A 22,585-nucleotide genomic window follows, 5' to 3' on the forward strand; every position below is an offset into this window, starting at 1 on the left:
GATGAACCGCAGACAATTTTTACTTGGGCTATCAGCCATTGGTGCCAGCGGCCTTACCATTGCCGGCGCGAGATATTGGCCGGAATCAGGCTTCACCAACCCATGTTTCAGCCATTTACCGGATGAATTAAAGCAGCATCCACTGATGCAGAAAATATGGGGGGATATAGATGCCGCACAAGTATGGGATACCCATGCCCACATTATCGGCGCAGGAGATAACGGTGGTGGTGTATGGTACAACCCGGACATGGATAGCTGGTCGCACCCCATCTTGAAAATTCAAAAAGATTTCTACATGAATGGCGGCTGTATTACTAGCGGACGCGAAGATGAAACCTTCATCGCCCGCATGGTAGATTTGTCCGCTAACATGCCTGCTGGCTACAAAACCATGCTATTTGCGTTTGACTGGACGCATAACGCACAAGGCCAGCCCGAAAAAGCGCACTCTATCTTTCACATTCCTGATAGCTATGCTGAGAGCATTGCCAAACAGTATCCGCAACACTTTGAATGGGTCGCATCCATCCATCCCTATCGGCCAGATGCGATTGACGCATTAGAAAGTGCGAAAGCTAACGGCGCGCGTGCAATTAAATGGCTGCCTTCTGGTATGGGTATAGATCCAAGCTCACCTAAATGTGACAAGTTTTACCAAAAGCTAGCAGAATTTAACATGCCGATTATCAGCCATACTGGGCGTGAAAGTGCAGTACAGGGCGGTGACCAATCTTTTGGCAACCCACTACACATGCGTCGCGCACTGGATGCTGGTGTGCGTGTGGTACTCGCACATTGCGCCAGTGATGGCAATGACGATGACTTGGATAACCATGGAAAAACCATCAAAAGTTTTGAGCTATTTACAAGAATCATGGATACGCCTGCCTATGCAGAACTAGCATTCGGTGAGATATCAGCCATTACTTTAATTAACCATGCTTGGGTGATTAAACCATTACTGCAGCGCCCAGATTGGCATGCCCGCTTACTCAACGGTTCTGACTATCCATTACCCGGTATATTGCCATTAGTCTCCACCAAACAATTGTTTCGCGCAGGGTTATTGGAGGAGTCACACTTATTATTCTTACAAACCTTACGCGACTACAACCCATTGATGTTTGATTTTGCCGTAAAACGACTCATCCAATTTAATGGCGCTAGCTTTGGCCGCAAAGTTTTTGAAACCAGAGCATTTTTTGATAATGCCACGACTAATGCATAGCTAGATGACATATTCCCTAACCAATAAAGATTCAAAATAAACCCAATAACAAAAGGCCAGGCCCATGAGCAACCAGTTTCAATTGATGCGAGAAAAGCGTTTTCGTCCATTTTTCTTTACCCAGTTCTTAGGTGCATTTAATGACAATGTTTTTAAAACCGCACTAATCACACTGGTGGCATTTCACACCGCCAAACTCACCACGATAGACGGCAGCACACTAGCGACCTTGCTGCCGGGTTTATTCATTCTGCCATTTTTTCTATTCTCTGCCACCGCGGGGCAATTGGCAGATAAATATGAAAAGTCACAAATCATCCGTTTAGTTAAAGTATTTGAGATTGGCATCATGTTGTTTGCCAGCGCTGGATTTTTTCTACATAACATTTGGCTGTTAGCCACGGCATTATTGATGATGGGCATGCATTCCACACTATTTGGGCCAGTGAAATACTCCTACTTGCCGCAACACTTGAACGAGCATGAAATTGTGGGCGGCAACGGCATGGTAGAAATGGGAAGCTTTGTTGCAATTCTACTTGGGCAAGTGCTTGGCGCATGGCTCGCCATGCAGAACGAACATGCGGCATTAACCAGCATCACCGTTTTAGGCATCGCCATACTAGGCTACTGGACTAGCCGCGGCGTGCCAAACTCACCTGCAGCTGCCCCAAAACTCAGTATCAACTGGAACCCGATCACCGAAACCTATAGAAGTATCAAGTTTATCTGGCAACACCAAGCCATCTGGCTCACCATTATTGCCATTTCTTGGTTCTGGTTTTATGGCGCGACGCTACTGGCGCAATTCCCTAACTTTGCAAAAAACATATTGCATGGTGATGAAAGCCTGTTTATTTTGTTACTGTCTATTTTCTCATTGGGCATAGGCATAGGCTCACTCATGTGTGAAAAACTCTCTAAAGGGAAGGTCGAACTGGGCCTGGTACTGTTTGGCGCGTCAGGCTTAACTATATTCGGCGTTGATTTATATTTGGCCAGCACCAGCATCTATGAAAGCTTAAACAATAAAGTGTTGTTGGATTACACGGCATTTATTGCAAAGCACTACGATGCAGATGGACACTTAATCTTCACTTATTGGCGCTTACTTGCCGATATCGCATTGATTGGTGTGTTTGGTGGCTTATATATTGTGCCGCTATATGCATTTATCCAAACCCATGCTGAGAAAAGCCATCAATCACGTGTGATTGCGGCTAACAACATTCTAAATGCCTTATTTATGGTCATTTCAGCGCTATTTTCTGTGTACATTTTCAATATGGGATTGAACATTCCCCAGTTATTTTTAGTCACAGCACTGCTCAATGTCATCATCATGATTTATTTATGCATTCGACAGCCAGTTTACTTAAGGTCTTGTATTACTTGGTTGAAACCTAATTCATAAACACCTCTAAACAACAGGCATAAAAATATCTTTAACCTTATAATAGCAAAACTATTTTTCATCACTATCTTTTCATCATTACGCAACTATGTCTTTAATCAGAAAACTGCACCTCTCCATCTGGAAGCTTTCCTCCAAACTAGGTCCGTTTGCGCCATTCATTGCCATGTTGATACTAGGCCTGCTCATGCTATCTGCGGCACGTGTTGGCTTAGTGTTATGGAAGTTTGACCGTGTGACCAGCACAGGAAAGCTAATAGAGATTTTGGTGCAAGGCATACGCGTAGACGTAATCCAACTGTGTCTAATCGCGTTAATTCCATTATTACTCGCGCCAATTTTAGCCACCCAGCGCCTATTTAAGATTTGGCAAAAATTTACTTATGTTTGGGTATCAATCGCGCTGGTTTTATTAGTGTTTCTAGAAGCGGCGACCCCAGGGTTTATTGGCGAATATGACGTACGGCCAAATCGAATTTTTGTTGAATACCTTAAATATCCAAACGAAGTATTTAGCATGCTATGGCGTGGCTTCAAGATTGAAATCTTCTCAGCATTAAGTGCGGTCGTATTCGCAGGGTGGCTCGTGCACAGCTTCATGCGCCCTTGGTTAACTGTGCAATCTAGTTGGTCTAATAAAAAGTTATGGTTGGTATGGCCGCTCGTCTTTATATTAACTGCGTTTGGCATCCGCTCTACCTTGGGCCATCGCCCTGCCAACCCTGCCTTATTTGCCATCACAGCAGATAGCATGGTGAATAGCCTAGTCCTTAATTCAGGCTACTCTGTGGTATATGCAACCTACAACCTGATGAAGGAAACCAAGTCGAGCGACATCTACGGCAAAATGCCACGTGAAGACATTTTTAAAATCACTGGCGCCAAAGAAGCGGATCTTCCCACACTCACCACGCTTAATCCGAGCAATAAACGTGATAAGCCGCTCAATCTGGTGATTATTCTGCAAGAAAGTTTAGGCGCCACCTTTGTGGAGTCTTTAGGCGGCGTTCCAGTAACGCCCAACTTAGAGAGACTAAAAGAGCAAGGCATCTGGTTTGAACAGTTATATGCAACCGGCACCCGCTCCGTGCGCGGTATTGAGGCTGTGGTCACTGGCTTTCAGCCAACACCGGCCGACAGCACGGTTAAGTTATCCAAATCACAAAAGAACTTTTTCAGCATTGCTGCATTATTGGAAAAACAAGGCTACCACACTGAGTTTATCTATGGGGGAGAGTCACATTTTGACAATATGCGCAGCTTCTTCATGGGTAACGGCTTTAACTATATCGTAGATCAAAAAGATTATAAAAACCCAGTATTTACAAGTAGCTGGGGCGTGTCAGATGAAGACTTGCTCAACAAGACTCACGAGCAATTATTGGCGCACCACCAAGCAGGCAAGCCATTTTTCACGCTGGCATTCTCGTCATCCAACCATTCACCATTCGAGTTCCCGGATGGCCGTATTGAGTTGTACGAACAACCCAAAAGCACAGATAACAATGCAGTGAAATATGCAGACTACGCCATCGGCGAGTTCTTTAAAAAAGCACAAAAAAGCGCCTATTGGCAGGATACGGTGTTCCTGATTGTTGCCGATCATGATATTCGGGTGCGTGGTGCTGATTTAGTGCCGATAGAGCGCTTTCATATTCCCGCGCTGATTCTAGGCGCAGGCATCAAACCGCAGCGCTATACTGGGCTTGCCAGCCAACTAGACTTGCCAGTGACCATGCTGTCACTGATGGGCGTACACGGCCAGCACCCCATGACAGGGCGCGATTTATCCAGTATTGCAGCTGATAGCCCAGGCCGCGCCATGATGCAATACAATGAAAACTATGGCTGGATGGAAGAGAGTGCGCTAGGCAAACAAGTAGTGGTATTACGCTCAGGCAAAGCACCGGCGCACGGCTTATACGACACTAAAACCAAAAAACTGGCGGAAGTACCAGCGCCAGCCAATGCAAAACTGCTTGAAGAGCGCGCCTTGGCAAACGTATTGCTGCCGGACCTTTTATACAACGAACAGCGTTACCATTTACCGTAAACCTGCATGAATAATCCAATTAAACAACGTAGCATGCTCACATGGCCTATTGTTAGAAAAGGGCTTGCCTACATACTAACTGGCAAAATTAGGCAAAAAAATGCTCACTTGCCAGCAGAACACCATACTGTTCCAGCCAATTTTATCGGTGTTTGTGTTGCATCCGCAGTTGACCCAACGATGGATGATTATGTCATTGCAGAATTACGCGCATTAGGCATCAACCAAGTGCGCTTGGACTTCACCTATGGTGATTTAGAAAGCTTTAACGCACGCTTTCTGCAACGCTTAATTAATGACGGGTTTCATGTCACCCTGCATTTGATACAGCCATTTATACATGCAAAAAATATGGAAAACAAGGCAGAACAGGACGCTTGGCAAAGCTTCTTAAATAATGTGCTCAATCGTTTTGGGCGCGATGTGATGCGTGTGGAAATCGGTAACACCATCAATAGAAAACGTTGGGCAGGTTACACGGTTGATGGCTTCCTTGCGGCGTGGAATATTGCTTACACCACCATCAAACAACATGATATCGAACTGGCTGGCCCAAACGTCACGGACTTTGAGCCGATATACAACATCGGCATCTTAAGCCTGCTGAAAGCCAAGCAGCAGTTACCAGATACCCACAGCAACAATCTATTTTCCGAGCGCGTGTCGGAGCCAGAACGCTTTGATCACCGCATATTAAAATACCGCTGGGCAACTGTATTAAAGTTTAATCTGATTAAAAAAGCACGCTTACTGAAAAAGATTGGCCAAGACTTTGGCATCCAACGCTTTATTTCTCCAGTGGCATTTTGGGCAATCTATCGCATTCAACGTCTACTGCCTGATGGCGAACAAAAACAGGCAGACTATGCAGCACGTTACATGCTGCTCAACGCAGCCTCTGGTGCGTTAGACCAAGCCTTTTGGGGTGCATTTATCTGTCAGCGCGAAGGCTTAATCGATGACGGGCTAACAGATGCAGAATACCCTGCATTAGAGCGTGTTACCCACTATGCCAGCGTAGATGGCGAGCAAAGCAATTTCTGGCGTCATGCCAGCTTTAATGCCATTAAAACCGTTGCATCGATGATTCAAGGTGCTGAATATATCAAAGCAATATCAAGTGCCAATGGGCTGGAAATTCATCACTTTCAGACCAATGAACACGACATACATGCACTGTGGACGATAAACGGCAAAGTAGCCTTACTGCAAGATATCTACGACATCACCGATATCAACACCGCCACAATCACGCACCGTGACGGTCATTTATTGCACGCTCAAACCCATATCGTATGCGAATCGCCTATCTATATACACTGGCCAAAAAATCAGGCCGTGCAAATAAAAGACACTGCCACACTGGCTAAAGACTTAGCGATACACGCACATATTCAAGCACTGCAATACTATCCATTTCGCCAAGATAATTGGTTTGGCATGATATTGGCACAGAATGCCGAAGAAGCTTTGCTGATTGGTGAGCAGTTACATCCCAGCAAACTGATTAGCCCGCAAAAAACCAGTGCATTGCGCCATGCACGCAATGCAATATGGGCGTTACCTGACCCACGCGATACGCAAGCACAAATAACCGTCAAACAACCGGTTAAAATGTATCCGCATAAGGCATTTTTAGATAGATTCAAGCCAAGCAAAGCCAAACGCAGCTGGAATGGAGCAGTTGAGTTGTTAAGACGCGGCATCAGCACCGCACATCCCGTTGCATTTTTCGAGCAGCAAGGTGATAAGACACTCAAACAGAATTTCTATATTTGCGACTACGTCAAAGCAGACTGCTCAGTAGGCGAAATGTTCGTGCACTTTGCAAAAGGCAATAAAGAGTTTCATTTTGCCGGAAAAAACAGCACCATCCGCGCAACAGAAGTGTACCAACAGCTGGCACAATACTTACATCGCATGCATCAGACTGGCGCTTTTTTCAGGGATCTATCAGGCGGCAATGTACTAGTGCAACTGCAAGATAACAATCAATTGTCATTCTCACTGATTGATACAGCGCGAGCGCGGTTCTATACGCACCCCACACCGATGAATCAACGTGTGTCAGACTTAGCTAGAATGTGTAATAAACTGCACTGGGCAGGGCGCGAGCGCTTCATGGGCTTATACCTCGCCAACATCGGTAGGAAACTAAACCCAGGCATTAAATTTTCATTTTACTTATATGACTTTAAAGTCTCATTTAAAAGAAAATTTGGCCGCAAAGGCATTAAAAAGTTAATACAGAAGTTTAAAAAGTAAACCACAGCCATCAAACAAGTGCACTTCTAATGATTTTCATTACCCTGCATTCATGAACTAAGTCATGCTACAAAGTCTGGGGCGCCGTAATATCTCATTCACGTAATGCAATTGTAATTAAGCAAATGCGGTACGAATTTATATAAAAGGAGAATTACTATGTGGACAACACCAGCTGCTACTGAAATGCGTTTCGGTTTTGAAGTTACAATGTACGTAATGAACAAGTAATATCTTACGTATAAATAAAAAGGGTGCTATAGGCACCCTTTTTATTTGCCTCAAACCATTGAGGTCATCCTATAGCGATAGATTAAGTGTTTATTTTATTGAGCCTTAATCACAAAGTCTTTTGGTAAAAACACCCAAATCTTACCGGTTTGCTTCATCGCGCCAGCTTTTGCGCCTGCACTGGCTCCCGCCCCCCAAAAGAAATCTGCACGAACGCCGCCTTTAATGGCACCGCCAGTATCTTGCGCCATCATTAAACGTTTTAGAGGCTTACTGGTATTTGGCTCTGTTGTTGATAAAAACACCGGAGCACCTAACGGTACAAACTTAGGATCAACCGCGACACTGCGCTCAGCCAAAATGGGTACACCTAATGCGCCTAATGGCCCCGGCAAACCAGCAGGAAGCTCTCTAAAGAATACATAACTTGGGTTCTGATTGAGTAAGTCGCGTAGCTTGTCTAAATTATTACGTGCCCAGTTCTTAATACCTTGCATAGAAGCTTGCGCCAATGTCAATTCGCCACGCTCTATCAACAAGCGACCGATTGAATTATAGGTATGCCCATTCTGATCAGCATAACCAACGTGCATTTGCTCGCCAGTATCTAACTGCACCAAGCCTGAACCCTGAATCTGTAAGAAAAAGACGTCAATAATGTCATCGATATACACAAACTCACGTCCCTTGACCGGCGAAGCATCGGTTTCAATCTCTGCTCGGTTGTAATAAGGCACTAACTTATTACCCACTAAGCGGCCGCGCACACGCTTATATTTCAGCTCGGGGAATAAGCTGTCCAGCTCCACGGTAATCAAGTCATCCGGTGCCGCATAGAGTGGGTTAGGATACTTAGCTGACTTAGTGCGGCTGCCTTTTAGTAAAGGTTCATAATACCCTGTAATCAAGCCTTGTTCAGAACCGTCAAGATTACTCGCTTTATACACTGAGAAATGTTCCTGAAAGTAATTAAGCACGGCCTGTGTTTGCGGCTTGTTTGCAGTGTCATTATTGAGCTTTTGTGCGGCAGTGCAAGCACCTTTCCACACCGGCTTATTAATTAATGTTGAACAACTTTGCATCCATGCAGGCCAAGCCAAGCTTAAGTTATCAACTTGCAGTCCATCAATGTCGTTCCAGTCTGCCGTTTGCAACAAGCTGTAATCAGGCAACTTAGCCAGCTGCTTCTGCTGGTCAACCGTTGCCTCAGCAGGCTTACTACTGGCTGGCACTTGCACCGGCGCCCCAACAGTTGGACAGTCGCACTTTGCCTGCGGTGGTGCAGGGGCGGCAACTGGCTTAATGCTTTTATTTGCACATGCCATCACCAGCAGTGTGAGTAATACGAGCAAGGTATGATGTGCAATTTTTTTCATTGTGATAACTAGCCTTGTATAGGGTGTTGAATGCTGAGCAATAAAGGGCTAAACGCTTAACTTAATGCAATATTCTAGGCATTGCGAGTGAGAAAGGAGCAATCACCGCATCGAACTGTGTGCCGTCTTCCGCCACCATTTGATAAGTGCCGTGCATCTCACCCATGGGGGTGTTAATCAAGGTGCCACTCGTATATTCATAATGCTCAGTAGGCTTAAGTAAGGGCTGTGCGCCAACTACGCCCAGCCCTCTAATCTCTTTTTGCTCGCCGTTAGCTTCTGTCACCACCCAATGGCGGCTAATCAACTGTGCCGACACATTGCCAGTATTCGTAATGGTCACATGGTAAGCAAAAGCATATTGATTGTGCTCGATATCGGACTGCTCGGCGATAAAAGTGACCTCCACTTTTACGGTGCATTCATAATGTTTGGCGCTACTCATGATCGTGTTCTATGCCTAACGTTTGAATTAAGATACAAGTGGCACGCTTTAGCATACCGCTGAATGGGTTAGATTTAATTTGCAAGATTTTTCTCATAAGCGATGAGCTTTAATGTACGTTCACGAACTAAATTCATGCCATAACCAGTGGCCATTAGCTGATGTATTGTACCTTCTTGAGCTGCGATTATTTCTAGAATGACTTTTCCTTCAGAATCACTGAACTTAATCCAATTACGCTGTGATTCGCGAAGAATGGCTCGCTGATTTGGTGATAATTTAGACATGAGGCGACGGTACACTACATTCATCTCTTTGTCCCACATCTCTTGAACCTCAACTGTAGTTTTACGCATACCAGCAGTTGAATAATCGTCACTCATATGAGCATCAAGCCACACATCAATTGGATGTTGATGCGTAGTATCCTCTGCATTGGTAATGCAAGAGAACGTAAAGAAAGCTAGAGCTACTGTAGTAATTTTTAATATGTTCATATGTTCGCGACAAATGTAACGGCTTCTAAGCTTAACTATTAAGTGCAAAAATGTAAGACTTATCATCTATCGTATATGTTGTCATCAGAACACATGGCTGAATAGTTACATACGACTACAGATCAGCTATCTAAATTCACTAAATAGCATGCAATAAAGCCAACATGCGCAACAAAACTAAGGACGCATCGTCGCTTTACTTCGAAATCAATCCTGTCGTTGGTGAACTAGGGCTCGCTGAATATAGCTTTTTAGGCATACGACCAGCCAGATACGCTTCACGACCTGCCTCAACTGCTTTCTTCATGGCGCTAGCCATTAGCACTGGATTGTTAGCCGCGGCAATCGCGGTGTTCATCAATACACCCTGACAACCAAGCTCCATCGCAATCGCCGCATCAGAAGCAGTGCCAACACCAGCATCGACTAATACTGGGATTTTTGCATTTTCAATGATGATTTGCAGATTCCACGGGTTTAAGATGCCCATGCCAGAGCCAATTAAAGACGCTAATGGCATCACAGCGCAACAGCCAATCTCTTCCAACTGCTTGGCGATAATCGGGTCATCAGAGCAATATACCATTACCTCAAAGCCATCTTTGACCAAGGTTTTGGCAGCGGCCAGCGTTTCCGTCATGTTCGGGTATAAAGTGTTAGGGTCACCTAGCACTTCTAACTTCACTAATTGATGGCCATCTAGCAGTTCACGTGCCAAGCGTAATGTACGCACGGCTTCATCTGCAGAATAACAGCCCGCGGTATTCGGCAAATAAGTAAACTCTTCAGGCGGTAAAAAGTCCAGAAGTGAGGGCTCACCTGCGGTTTGACCAATATTGGTACGGCGTATCGCCACGGTGATAATTTCTGCACCACTGGCATCAATTGCTGCACGGGTTTCTGCAAAGTCTTTATATTTACCAGTGCCCACCAACAAGCGTGATTGATAGGTCTTATTTGCTATTTTCAATAAATCTGACAACTTATTATCCTTCATCATTCATTAATCGCGATTTTACAATCGTGAGTCTACTCAACGTGCTGACTAGCCGCCACCTACTGCGCCGACAATCTCTAGTTTGTCACCATCTGACAACGTAGTGTCTGCAAATTGGCTACGCGGTACGATTTCGCCATTAAGCTCTATTGCCAAGCGTTTTCCGACTAGTTCCAGCTGCTCCACCAACTGCGCAGCATTCATCTGTGCAAGTTCAAAACTGCGTGCTTTACCATTTATTGTAAGTTGCATAGAAATTGCACCATCTGATTAATTACACTATGTGATTAGATCAGGAAATCATGACCATCTGACTAACTCACCAGATACCAATTCACCTGATATTGGATAAACAATATGTGATTGTTTATCCAAATAGATTCAAAACAACATTTTACGAAAATTGTACTACTCTTAGCAAACCTTAATTTAGTTATCTCTAATATTTAACTAATCTGATTTGCAACGCCAAATGCTTGATTTACATGCTTAGAAAGCACACATATCCCACAAAAAACATGTGTGTCGTTGTACAATATCTCGAGTTTTTTATTTGGAAGTCTATTCAGAGAGCTATCATGAACATTCAAAGCCACATTGCTGACATTAACACACCTACCGGTGTCATGCGCACATATATTCACCGCCCAACAGGCGATGGAACATATCCTACTGTTTTATTCTATTCAGAGATTTTTCAGCAAACCGGCCCGATTGAACGTGCCGCTAAAGTGATTGCCAGCCACGGCTATGCTGTACTCGTGCCTGAAGTATTCCATGAGCTTAACCCTATCGGCACGGTATTAGGTTACGACGATGCCGGCCGCGATAAAGGCAATGCAGATAAATCAGCAAAAGATGTTGAGGGTTATGATACTGATAACGCCGCCATGATCGCTTTTGTGAAGCAACAAGCTTGGTATAACGGTAACATTGGTGCAATGGGTTTCTGCATCGGCGGGCATTTAGCTTTCCGCGCCGCATTACAACCTGAAGTTAAAGGCACTGCATGCTTCTACGCGACAGACCTGCACACACAAGTGATTCCTAACAAACCAGGTCAACACAGCATGGAACGCCTCAGCGACATTACAGGCGAGCTATTGATGATTTGGGGTAAACAAGATCCGCACATCCCTGCAGCTGGTCGTGCTGATGTTTATAAACAGCTAGGTGACACTAACATCACATTCACATGGCATGAGTTTAATGCTCAGCACGCGTTTATGCGTGATGAAGGCGAACGTTATGATGCGCAAACAGCAATGATTGGCTACCAACTGGCGTTAAATCTATTTAGCCGTACGTTACATCAGTAATACAATTCATTCGTTTAATTGTAAGTCTGATCCATTAAAAAAACCTGATCACTTGATCAGGTTTTTTAATTTCAATCTCCCCAAAAGTTAGACTGATGTGCCTACTTCTTATGGCAAGTCCAAGGTCCGCTTGAGGGGAGGATTAAGCATCTGGCGCACCAACCACCTTAAGTATTGCATCATCGACATTGACATATACCCCTGGGGTAAACGGCTGTATTGAAGTCTCTTCTGCGGCCAGGGTATTCATAAAGCCAGTAATGAACATACAGAACTCGATATTCTTGGCATCCAAGTTCGTGGTCTCTGTACCGTGCCACATCTTCGAAGCCCCGTCATAGAACCAGTAGCCCTTACCTAGTACGCATAAGACAGTACACGGAGGAGTCTCATCTAACGTGTGCTTCACATAGCGTTCAATTTCTGACCCTGTTATATCTGATTCAAAGGCGAGCAACACAGTCGTTGGAAGCGCGCCATGCGTCTTTTTTCCGTCCGAACTTGTTCTTGGGAATGATCTTAGGTCACGGACAGACCGAAATTTCTTGTTTGCGTCCTTGACCTCTGTCGCGGTAAGAGTGGATTTTATTTCGAAAACGTACCTTACGCACTCGACTGGAAACAGGCCAAGGTCTCTGCTTATTAGAATTGGTGGCGCCACCTTACGGTGGTAGACGATCAGGTCGATTTGGTCCGATATTGACTGGTATGAGTCAATTACTTTCCCATTCCCACATGAGTAGCTTTGAGTAAGGAATGGCTCTACGCATTCTTTCATCGCGAGTTCACGAATTTCCCCTTCCATCCCGCGGTGACCAACTCCAGAGCTTAAGCTTTTGGCGCTGTGCTTTGCCGCGGAGATCTTGCTCGAGATGAACTCAAAGTGCTTGGTGGTCATTGGAGATAACTAACTAAAATTAAGCACTATCTTGGGCTTCCATAAATGCGCGACGGAATGCCATTGGTTCTGAAATGCCAAGAATAGGCGCCTGTGGATTGCCCGCTCCAGAAATAATTAATGTCCCGAAGTTAAAAATACGTCCGAGTATCCCTTGCTGCACTTGAATGCTTTCAACTTTATTGATGTTGAGTTCAATTGTACTTCTACTAATAAAACCAAACTTTGCGATGACTCTTTTATTGGTGAAAGCAAGCTCTGTGGTTTTGTACCGAATATATGCCGCCACCCAAAAAATGAGCCCTAAACCAAATATCCACACGGTAAGAAATCCAAGTGCAATTAACGGAGCCAGTGACCATAAACTAATATGGCCCACATAAATTACCCGTTCATCTTTAATTAATGCACCATCGATATAACTAGTCATATTCTTCCTTTTTATGAGTCGATTTAAAAGTGCAACCCAAATCTTGATTCAGTTATAGGTGATATTGCTGACTATGCTTGCGCACTGCCTCTAACATCGCTGCCGCATTTTCTGGCGGCGTCCATTGTGTAATGCCATGACCTAAGTTAAATACGTGGCCATTGCCGTTACCGTAACTGGCTAAGACCCTAGCCACATCCGTCTCAATAGCTTCAGGGGTTGATAGCAAAATGGCTGGGTCTAAATTGCCTTGTAATGCCACTTTATCGCCTACACGTTGGCGTGCGCTACCTATATCCACAGTCCAATCCAAGCCCAAGGCATCTGCACCTATCTCTGCTTGTGCTTCCAGCCACAAACCGCCGCCTTTAGTGAATACAATACTAGGCACTTTACGGCCATCATTGGTTTTAATTAAACCATTCACAATTTTTTGCATGTAATTGAGTGAGAACTCAGTATAGGCGTTGTGTGAAAGCGCACCGCCCCATGAGTCAAAAACCATCACAGCTTGTGCACCGGCCATAATTTGCGCATTCAGATATTGAATCACGGTCTGCGCCGTGGTTTCTAAAATATGGTGCAATAAGTCAGGGCGCGCATACGCCATCTTTTTAGTGGTCAAAAAATCAGTACCGCCTTTGCCTTCCACCATATAAGTGGCGAGTGTCCAAGGACTGCCTGAAAAACCAATTAAAGGTACACGGCCATCCAATGCTTTGCGGATGCTGCTCACCGCATCAAACACATATTGCAGCTTTGCCATGTCTGGCACGACTAACTGTTGAATATCAGCCTCTTGCTGCAAGGTGCGCTCGAACTTAGGACCTTCACCTTCTTCAAAGTACAAACCCAAGCCCATGGCATCGGGCACAGTCAGAATATCTGAAAACAGAATTGCAGCATCAAGCAATGGATAGCGGTCTAGAGGTTGCAGTGTTACATCTGTCGCAAATTGTGCATTTTTACAAAGCTGTAAGAAACTGCCCGCTGTTTTACGACTCTCACGATATTCAGGTAAATAGCGTCCAGCTTGGCGCATCATCCACACTGGTGTGTAATCCGTTGGTTGGCGCATCAGCGCTTTTAAGAACGTGTCGTTTTTTAATTGATTCATTTGATTACCTAAATAAAAAAGGACACAAAGTGGTTTTACTTTGCATCCTTTATTTTTACATTGTCATACTGTAGCGTTAACTTAACGTGGCAATACTGATGAGCCCATTAAAAATTCATCTACTGCACGCGCAGCCTGGCGGCCTTCACGAATTGCCCAAACCACTAAAGACTGGCCACGGCGTACATCGCCAGCAGCAAACACTTTATCTTTGTTGGTTTTGTAACTTGCATCGCCTTCAGTCGCTGCTTTAGCATTGCCGCGATTGTCTTTCTCTACGCCAAACGCTTCAAGCAATTTTTGTATTGGTGACACAAAGCCCATCGCTAAGAATACTAAATCTGCAGGAATGGTGAATTCAGAGCCAGCAACTTCGGTCATTTTGCCGTCAATCCACTCCACGCGCGCGCCTTTTAGTGCAACCACTTTACCATTCTCGCCAATCAACTCTTTAGTAGTGATTGACCAGTCACGGCTAGCGCCTTCTTCATGTGAGCTTGAAGTACGCATCTTTAATGGCCAGTTTGGCCATACTAGTTCTTTATTTTCTTTTTCAGGTGGTTGTGGCATCAACTCAAACTGCGTAATGCTGACTGCGCCATGACGGTTTGAGGTACCCACACAGTCAGAACCTGTATCACCACCACCAATCACGATCACGTGCTTACCTGTGGCTTTAATTTGGTCAGGGATAGTATCACCAGCCACCACTTTATTTTGCGGTGTTAAAAAGTCCATCGCAAAATGTACGCCATCCAACTCACGGCCAGTGACTGGCAAATCACGTGGTTGCTCTGCACCTGCAGCCAATACCACAGCATCAAATTCAGCCACTAACTCGTCAGCATTCACGTTCTCGCCTACGTGCTGATTAACACGGAACTCAACGCCTTCCACTTCCATTTGTGCCATGCGGCGGTCAATGTGCGATTTTTCCATTTTGAAGTCAGGAATACCGTAACGTAACAAACCACCGATACGGCTGTTTTTTTCCAATACCACTACACTGTGACCAGCGCGCGCCAATTGTTGCGCAGCGGCTAAACCAGCAGGGCCAGAACCCACCACAGCTACTTTTTTGCCAGTTTTATTTGGGTTTACTTGTGGTTGTACCCAGTCGTTTTCCCAAGCTTTATCAATAATTGCATGCTCGATTGATTTAATACCAACAGCATCCGCATTGATGTTCAACGTACATGCTGCTTCACATGGAGCAGGGCAGATACGGCCAGTGAACTCTGGGAAGTTATTAGTTGAATGCAATACATCAATCGCACTACGCCAGTCTTGCTGATACACCAAATCATTCCAGTCAGGAATGATATTGTTGATTGGACAACCTGTTGTACAAAATGGAATACCACAGTCCATACAGCGCGCACCTTGCTGCTTCGCTTGGTCATCTGTTAAATGCAGTACAAATTCTTTGTAATTCTTAACGCGATCCTGTACTGGCAAATATGCCTCGGACAGACGTTCAAATTCCATAAATCCCGTTACTTTACCCATACTATAAAGCCTTTTCCCAAAAGAGTCTCTTTACTTGTTTCATATTAAAAGCGACTCTAGGCCGCTACTAGCGCTTTATCTTCAGCCAATTCAATCAAGGCGCGTTTATATTCATTTGGCATCACTTTAACAAACTTGCCACGCATGTTATCCCAATCAGCAATAATCGCTTTTGCGCGCTCGCTGCCAGTGTACTCAAGATGCTTGTTGATTAGAGCGAGCAATGTCACTTCATCAGGTTGGTTAAGATGATGAACAGCATCTGCTGCGACATTGTCGATATGCTCTACTTTTTCTAAAGACACCATGCCCATGTTGCAACGTTTTGCAAATAAACCGTCTTCATCGTAAACATAAGCCACACCGCCACTCATACCCGCAGCAAAGTTTTGACCAGTCACGCCTAACACCACCACCGTGCCGCCCGTCATGTATTCACAACCGTGGTTACCAACGCCTTCAACCACTGCGGTAGCGCCTGAGTTACGCACACAGAAACGCTCACCAGCCACGCCGCTGAAATAGCTTTCACCGGTAGTTGCACCAAACATTACGGTGTTACCCACAATAATGTTCTCGTGTGAAATACCACGGAATGTTTTTGGCGGTTTGATCACGATACGGCCACCGCATAGCCCCTTACCTACATAGTCATTGCCTTCGCCTGTTAGGTCAAAAGTAATGCCTTTAGCCAGGAATGCAGCAAAACTTTGGCCAGAAGTACCAGTGAAGTTCACATGGATAGTATCATGCGGTAAACCAGCGTTACCGTAGCGCGTAGCTACCTGATTTGACAGCATAGTACCTACAGTACGGTTAGTATTGGTGATTGCAATATCCAACACAACTTTCTCGCTTTTTTCTAGCGCTGGTGCTGCTAGTGCTACTAACTTGTTATCCAGTGCATTCACCAAGCCGTGGTCTTGCACGTCATTGTTTTTACGTGACACGCTAGCTGGCATATCTGGTTGATGGAATACTTTGCTGAAATCTAAACCGCTGATTTTCCAGTGGTCGATACCTGCTTGCATATCCAACAAATCTGGGCGGCCGATTAAGTCGTCAAACTTAGCAATACCCATAGAAGCCATTAATTCACGCACTTCTTCAGCTACAAAGAAGAAGTAGTTCACCACGTGCTCTGGTTGACCTGTAAAGCGTTTACGCAATTCTGGATCTTGTGTAGCAACACCAACTGGGCAAGTGTTCAAATGACACTTACGCATCATGATACAGCCTTCAACCACTAGCGGCGCTGTCGCGAAACCAAACTCATCTGCACCTAATAGAGCACCGATCACTACGTCACGGCCAGTCTTCATTTGGCCATCAACCTGCACCACCACACGGCCGCGCAATTGGTTTAATACCAAAGTTTGCTGTGTTTCAGAGAGACCTAGCTCCCATGGTGCGCCAGCATGTTTAATTGATGAAATTGGCGATGCACCGGTACCACCATCATGACCTGCGATCACGATATGGTCAGATTTTGCTTTTGCCACGCCTGCTGCAACCGTACCTACGCCAGTTTCAGATACTAATTTCACTGAAATAGAAGCTTTCGGGTTGGCATTTTTCAAGTCATGAATCAGCTGCGCCAAGTCTTCAATTGAATAAATATCATGGTGTGGAGGAGGTGAAATCAAGCCTACGCCTGGTACAGAGAAACGCAATTTAGCGATGTACTCTGATACTTTATGGCCAGGTAATTGGCCACCTTCACCCGGTTTTGCACCTTGTGCCATTTTAATTTGGATTTGGTCTGCATTCGCCAAGTACTCAGCAGTCACACCGAAACGGCCTGATGCTACTTGCTTGATGCTAGAGCGCATTGAGTCGCCAGCTTTTAGATTGATGTTGCTCTCAATCAGCTTGCTACCCAGCACATCAGCCATGGTAGTTGCATTGGTTACCGGGATAAAGCGTTTAGCGTCTTCACCACCTTCACCGGTATTAGATTTACCGCCAATACGGTTCATCGCAATCGCTAAAGTCGCATGCGCTTCAGTTGAGATAGAACCCAATGACATCGCACCTGTAGCAAAACGTTTAACGATTTCTTTTGCAGACTCAACAGACTCTAAAGGAATCGCCGCAGCAGCTGGTTTGATTTCAAACAAGCCACGTAGCGTCATATGACGGCGTGATTGATCGTTAATTAACTTAGCGTACTCTTTATATGTGTCATATTTACCGGTACGTGTCGCATTTTGCAATTTAGCTACTGATTCCGGGGTCCAAGTGTGCTCTTCGCCGCGTACACGGTACGCATACTCACCACCAGCTTCTAGGTGGTTTGCTAACACTGGGTCTGTACCGAAAGCTGCTGTATGTAAACGCACAGCTTCTTCAGATACTTGATCTAAACCGATACCTTCAATATTAGTAACCGTGCCAGTAAAGTACTGCTCAACAAACTCACTATTTAAACCAATTGCCTCAAAAATTTGAGCGCCACAGTAAGACTGGTAAGTAGAAATGCCCATTTTAGACATGACTTTATACAGGCCTTTACTGATTGCTTTCACAAAGTTCTTATTAGCAGTGTAGCTATCTAATGCCATGTCTTTAATGGTCTCAAAGGTGAGCCATGGACAGACAGCCTCTGCACCGTAACCTGCCAATAAGGCAAAGTGATGCACTTCACGTGCTGAACCGGTATCAACCACTAAGCCAGTGCTGGTTCTTAAACCTACTTTTACCAAATGCTCGTGCGTTGCTGAACAAGCTAATAGGGCAGGAATCGCTACGCGATCAGCGCTTACGTTACGATCAGATAAAATTAAGATATTAAAACCATTTTGGACGGCATCAGATGCCGCTTTGGTAATGCTAGCAACCGCGGCCGCCATACCAGCTTTACCTTGTACTGCTGGGTAGGTAATGTCCAATACCAATGATTTATATTGGTTTTGCGTCAAGGTAGCAATTGCTTTTAATTGCTCCAACTCGTCCAACATCAACACAGGCTGACTAGCTTCCAAACGCATTGGTGGAGTCGTTTCGTCTACACCCAACAAGTTTGGTTTAGGGCCAATAAAAGTGATTAGAGACATCACCAACTCTTCGCGAATCGGGTCGATTGGCGGGTTAGTCACTTGTGCAAATAACTGTTTGAAGTAGTTGTACAAGACTTTTGGTTTAGCTGACAACACCGGCAATGCAGCATCGTTACCCATAGAGCCTGAGCCTTCTTCACCACTTTGTATCATAGGCTGCAAGATAAACTTGATGTCTTCTTGTGTGTAACCAAATGCTTGCTGTGTATCTAGCAAATCAGCCGTTAATTCTAGATGACCATCTATTTTTGGCATATCGCTCAAAAAGTAGCGTGATTTTTCAATCCATTGTTTGTATGGTTTGGCTGTTGCCAACTGATGCTTCACTTCAGCATCATCGATAATGCGGCCTTGCTCCATATCAATCAGCAACATTTTACCTGGCTGTAAGCGCCATTTTTTAACGATTTTCTCTTGCGGGAATGTCAATACGCCCATTTCAGAAGCCATCATCACGATGTCATCATCAGTCACCAAGTAACGCGCTGGACGCAAGCCATTACGGTCTAGCGTAGCGCCAACCATGCGACCATCCGTAAACGCAACGGCAGCTGGACCATCCCATGGCTCCATCAATGCAGCATGGTATTCGTAGAATGCACGGCGCTCTTCATCCATTAATGGATTACCTGACCATGCTTCTGGAATCAACATCATCATGGCATGCGGCAAGCTATAGCCACCCGCAACCAACAGCTCTAAACAGTTATCAAAACAGGCAGAATCTGACTGACCTTCAGCGATTAATGGCCATAGTTTTTCTAAATCTTCACCAATCACCGTTGAACGCATCGCCTCATGACGTGCAGCCATCCAGTTAACATTACCTTGTACGGTATTGATTTCACCGTTATGCGCAATCATGCGGAACGGGTGCGCTAGATCCCACGCTGGGAATGTATTGGTTGAGAAACGTTGGTGTACTAAAGCCAGTGCTGAAACGATGCTTTCATCGTTAAGGTCGGTATAGTAAATACCCACCTCGTTGGCTAATAACATGCCTTTGTAAACAATGGTGCGTGATGACAAGGAAGGCATATAGAACGCTGCATTGTCTTGCAACTCAAGTGCACGGACCGCATGTTCAATGCGTTTGCGAATCACGAATAACTTACGCTCAAATACGTTTTGGTCAGCAACAGTGCTTGAGATAAACACTTGGCGCATGGTTGGCTCTACGTCACGTGCAGCCTGCGCAATGTTGCTGTTATCTACTGGCACATCGCGCCAGCCTAGCAATGTTTGATTTTCTTCTGCAACGATTGTTGTAAATAAGGCCTCACAGGCTTCGCGATTTTTTGCAGTTTGCGGTAAAAATACATTACCTACCGCATATTGGCCAGCAGCCGGCAACTCAATACCGAGCTTCGCAGCTTCTTTGCGCATAAATGCGTCTGGCATTTGCATCAACAAACCAGCGCCATCACCCAATTTAGGATCATAGCCGGTAGCACCACGGTGCGTAAGGTTGGTTAAAAGCTCCAAGCCTTTTTGCACGATATCGTGACTTTTCTTGCCTTTAATATGCGCTACAAAACCAACACCACAAGCATCGCGCTCGTTAGAAGGTCTGTATAAACCTTGTTTCGCTGGTCGACCTGAATACATATCAGGATTAACTGAAGCCACATCATCGTGTGCAGCCAGTGCGTTTTCAGAACCAATTTGCTTACTTAAATCTGTTGCCATATTATCTAATCACAAAACATTTAGCGGAACCTTCAAGTTTACCGCTAAATGCCTATGAGTTCAATAAGATAGGGCTGAAAGATAAATATTTTTTTATCAATAACCTTCAAGCAAGCAAATTAGACAAAGCTAGCTTTGCCGGGAACACTAGCGAGCGGCAATTGCTGCAAATGCTTTTTTAGCCGCAGCCAAGGTAACGGCAATATCGTCATCCGTATGCGCAGCAGACACGAAGCCCGCCTCAAATGCAGATGGCCCTAAATAAATACCGGAGTCCAACATGCTGTGGAAGAATTGATTGAAGTTTTCTTTATTGGCCTGCATCACTTCTGCAAAACTAGTCGGACACTGCTCACTAAAGTACAAACCAAACATGCCGCCAACACTTTGTGCACTAAACACCACGCCAGCCTCTTTTGCCGCAGCCACCAAGCCATCCACCAGTTTTTTAGTTTTTGCGGTAAGTTTGGTATGAAAATCCGGCGCTTGAATCAGCTTCAAGGTTTCTAAACCAGCAGTCACAGCAACTGGGTTACCTGACAAGGTACCAGCCTGATACACCGCACCCAATGGCGCTAAGCATTGCATAATATCTTTACGCCCGCCAAAGGCACCCACTGGCAAGCCGCCACCAATCACTTTACCCAAAGTCGTCATATCCGGCTTAATGCCGTATAACGCCTGCGCACCGCCCAAATGCACACGAAAGCCAGTCATCACTTCATCAAAAATCAGCACCGCACCGTGTTGCGTACAAAGCTCGCGCAAGGTTTGCAGAAACTCTGCGTGCGGCACTACTAGATTCATATTGCCGACCACCGGCTCAATAATCACACAGGCAATTTCATCACCCGCGGTTGCGAACAACTGTTTTAATTGCTGCGTATTGTTATATTCCAGCGTTAAGGTGTGAGCGGCCACTTCTGCCGGCACACCCGCTGAGCTAGGCTCGCCAAAGGTGAGCAAGCCGGAGCCTGCTTTCACCAATAGCGCATCTGAGTGCCCATGGTAACAACCTTCAAATTTCACTAATTTATTGCGGCCGGTAAAGCCGCGCGCCACGCGAATCGCACTCATGGTCGCTTCTGTGCCGCTGCTCACTAAGCGCACTTGCTCCATGCTCGGCACCAACTTATTGATAAGCACCGCCATCTCCAGCTCCAGACCAGTCGGCGCGCCAAAAGATAGGCTATTGGCTGCAACTGCTTGTACCGCACCAATCACATCCGGATGCGCGTGACCAACAATCATTGGACCCCAAGAGTTAATGTAATCAATATACTCTTTGCCATCGACATCCCACAGCTTAGAGCCTAAGCCCTTTTTGAAAAATATAGGCGTACCACCTACGCTGCGGAACGCACGCACTGGCGAATTAACACCACCGGGAATAAGTTGTTGTGATTTTTCAAAAAGGGCTTGATTGGCTGAGGTCATGATTGAAATAGCTTTGTAAATTGTTGAGAGGTTAATTTTACGTCATCTGCATTAAAAATTGCATTGATGACTGCTACGGAGTCTGCACCGGCGACTATCGCTAACGGTGCGTTTTCTAAAGTAATACCGCCGATTGCTACGGCAGGAACATTCAACTCTGCTTTCGCCTGTGTAAACAAATGCAACCCTGCTACTGGCGCATTTGGCTTGGTATTTGAAGCAAAGCAAGCACCAAACGCCACATAGTCTGCGCCTAGCTGCTGTGCAGAAAACGCCAAATCAAAACGGTTATAACAAGAGGCGCCCAAGATTTTATTTGCGCCCAATCTCGCTCTCGCCTCTGCCAAATTGCCGTCATCTGCGCCCAAATGCACGCCATCTGCATCCAATGTCAGACAAAGCTTGATGGAGTCGTTAATAATAAATGGCACTTGGTATTGACGGCACAAAGGTAGCAAGGCACGAGCCTGCTGGGTTTGCAGCTTATGATCTGCGAGCTTATTGCGGTACTGCAGAACACCAATACCACCCTGCAATGCGGCCACAACCTTAGCGAGCAGGATATCCGTATCCAGCTCATCTGGCGTGATTGCGTAAAGCCCTTTAATTGCCGACATA

Annotated in this window: 18 protein-coding genes; 6 read left to right on the top strand and 12 right to left on the bottom strand. The window is 45.3% G+C overall.

The window, feature by feature from the left end; translation table 11 throughout:
• Nucleotide 1 precedes the first annotated feature (1 nt).
• The 5 genes from FG24_RS03925 (at nucleotide 2) to pqqA (ending at nucleotide 7,194) form a co-directional block, all read left to right on the top strand.
• Nucleotides 2-1,231, top strand: coding sequence for an amidohydrolase family protein (locus tag FG24_RS03925; RefSeq protein WP_036301249.1), 1,230 nt, complete (start codon nucleotides 2-4; stop codon nucleotides 1,229-1,231).
• Nucleotides 1,232-1,295: 64 nt separating this feature from the next.
• Entirely contained in the window at nucleotides 1,296-2,645 is a 1,350-nt protein-coding gene (locus FG24_RS03930; RefSeq protein WP_036301251.1) for an MFS transporter, read from the top strand.
• 88 nt (nucleotides 2,646-2,733) lie between these two features.
• The gene (locus FG24_RS03935; RefSeq protein ID WP_036301255.1) at nucleotides 2,734-4,698 is read left to right on the top strand and encodes an LTA synthase family protein; all 1,965 of its coding nucleotides are present in this window, start codon (nucleotides 2,734-2,736) and stop codon (nucleotides 4,696-4,698) included.
• A gap of 6 nt (nucleotides 4,699-4,704) precedes the next feature.
• The gene (locus tag FG24_RS03940) at nucleotides 4,705-6,963 is read left to right on the top strand and encodes a lipopolysaccharide kinase InaA family protein (RefSeq protein ID WP_081880935.1); all 2,259 of its coding nucleotides are present in this window, start codon (nucleotides 4,705-4,707) and stop codon (nucleotides 6,961-6,963) included.
• Nucleotides 6,964-7,122: 159 nt separating this feature from the next.
• Nucleotides 7,123-7,194, top strand: coding sequence for a pyrroloquinoline quinone precursor peptide PqqA (gene pqqA / locus FG24_RS12495; RefSeq protein WP_012777389.1), 72 nt, complete (start codon nucleotides 7,123-7,125; stop codon nucleotides 7,192-7,194).
• 95 nt (nucleotides 7,195-7,289) lie between these two features.
• On the opposite strand, the gene mltA is transcribed toward pqqA, so the two are convergent.
• From mltA to thiS, 5 genes are all read right to left on the bottom strand, one after another.
• Nucleotides 7,290-8,570 carry a murein transglycosylase A gene (gene mltA, locus FG24_RS03945; protein WP_036301257.1) on the bottom strand — a complete coding sequence of 427 codons (1,281 nt, stop codon included), beginning with the start codon at nucleotides 8,568-8,570 and terminating at the stop codon, nucleotides 7,290-7,292.
• 61 nt (nucleotides 8,571-8,631) lie between these two features.
• Nucleotides 8,632-9,015, bottom strand: a complete 384-nt coding sequence (gene apaG / locus FG24_RS03950) for a Co2+/Mg2+ efflux protein ApaG (protein WP_036301259.1) — start codon at nucleotides 9,013-9,015, stop codon at nucleotides 8,632-8,634.
• A gap of 74 nt (nucleotides 9,016-9,089) precedes the next feature.
• Nucleotides 9,090-9,512 (bottom strand): lysozyme inhibitor LprI family protein, encoded by a 423-nt coding sequence (locus tag FG24_RS03955; protein WP_036301261.1) that lies wholly within the window; start codon nucleotides 9,510-9,512, stop codon nucleotides 9,090-9,092.
• A 196-nt stretch (nucleotides 9,513-9,708) separates the two neighbouring features.
• Entirely contained in the window at nucleotides 9,709-10,512 is an 804-nt protein-coding gene (locus FG24_RS03960; RefSeq protein WP_036301263.1) for a thiazole synthase, read from the bottom strand.
• Between the two features lie 45 nt (nucleotides 10,513-10,557).
• Nucleotides 10,558-10,761, bottom strand: coding sequence for a sulfur carrier protein ThiS (gene thiS, locus FG24_RS03965; protein WP_036301265.1), 204 nt, complete (start codon nucleotides 10,759-10,761; stop codon nucleotides 10,558-10,560).
• Between the two features lie 326 nt (nucleotides 10,762-11,087).
• On the opposite strand from thiS, the gene FG24_RS03970 reads away from it, so the two are divergent.
• Nucleotides 11,088-11,828, top strand: coding sequence for a dienelactone hydrolase family protein (locus FG24_RS03970; RefSeq protein WP_036301267.1), 741 nt, complete (start codon nucleotides 11,088-11,090; stop codon nucleotides 11,826-11,828).
• 142 nt (nucleotides 11,829-11,970) lie between these two features.
• Here the strand turns inward: FG24_RS03970 and FG24_RS03975 are convergent, their stop codons facing one another.
• The 7 genes from FG24_RS03975 to thiE all read right to left on the bottom strand — a co-directional run bounded on the left by FG24_RS03975 (nucleotide 11,971) and on the right by thiE (nucleotide 22,584).
• Nucleotides 11,971-12,726, bottom strand: a complete 756-nt coding sequence (locus FG24_RS03975) for a DUF6602 domain-containing protein (protein WP_036301271.1) — start codon at nucleotides 12,724-12,726, stop codon at nucleotides 11,971-11,973.
• Nucleotides 12,727-12,745: 19 nt separating this feature from the next.
• The gene (locus FG24_RS03980) at nucleotides 12,746-13,156 is read right to left on the bottom strand and encodes a PH domain-containing protein (RefSeq protein WP_036301273.1); all 411 of its coding nucleotides are present in this window, start codon (nucleotides 13,154-13,156) and stop codon (nucleotides 12,746-12,748) included.
• Nucleotides 13,157-13,208: 52 nt separating this feature from the next.
• A complete protein-coding gene (hemE, locus tag FG24_RS03985) occupies nucleotides 13,209-14,273 on the bottom strand; it encodes a uroporphyrinogen decarboxylase (protein ID WP_036301277.1) in 1,065 nt (354 codons plus the stop codon).
• A gap of 81 nt (nucleotides 14,274-14,354) precedes the next feature.
• Complete coding sequence (locus FG24_RS03990) at nucleotides 14,355-15,782, bottom strand: glutamate synthase subunit beta (RefSeq protein WP_036301280.1); 1,428 nt, start codon at nucleotides 15,780-15,782, stop codon at nucleotides 14,355-14,357.
• A 56-nt stretch (nucleotides 15,783-15,838) separates the two neighbouring features.
• Nucleotides 15,839-20,449: a glutamate synthase-related protein gene (locus FG24_RS03995; protein ID WP_235189779.1), complete on the bottom strand. Its 4,611-nt coding sequence runs from the start codon at nucleotides 20,447-20,449 to the stop codon at nucleotides 15,839-15,841.
• Between the two features lie 228 nt (nucleotides 20,450-20,677).
• Nucleotides 20,678-21,967, bottom strand: a complete 1,290-nt coding sequence (gene hemL, locus FG24_RS04000) for a glutamate-1-semialdehyde 2,1-aminomutase (protein ID WP_036301287.1) — start codon at nucleotides 21,965-21,967, stop codon at nucleotides 20,678-20,680.
• Nucleotides 21,964-22,584 carry a thiamine phosphate synthase gene (gene thiE / locus FG24_RS04005; protein ID WP_036301290.1) on the bottom strand — a complete coding sequence of 207 codons (621 nt, stop codon included), beginning with the start codon at nucleotides 22,582-22,584 and terminating at the stop codon, nucleotides 21,964-21,966. Before thiE ends, hemL begins: the two co-directional genes overlap by 4 nt.
• Between the last annotated feature and the right edge of the window lies 1 nt (nucleotide 22,585).

Origin of the sequence: Methylotenera sp. L2L1 (assembly GCF_000744605.1) — a bacterium.
Classification (GTDB): domain Bacteria; phylum Pseudomonadota; class Gammaproteobacteria; order Burkholderiales; family Methylophilaceae; genus Methylotenera.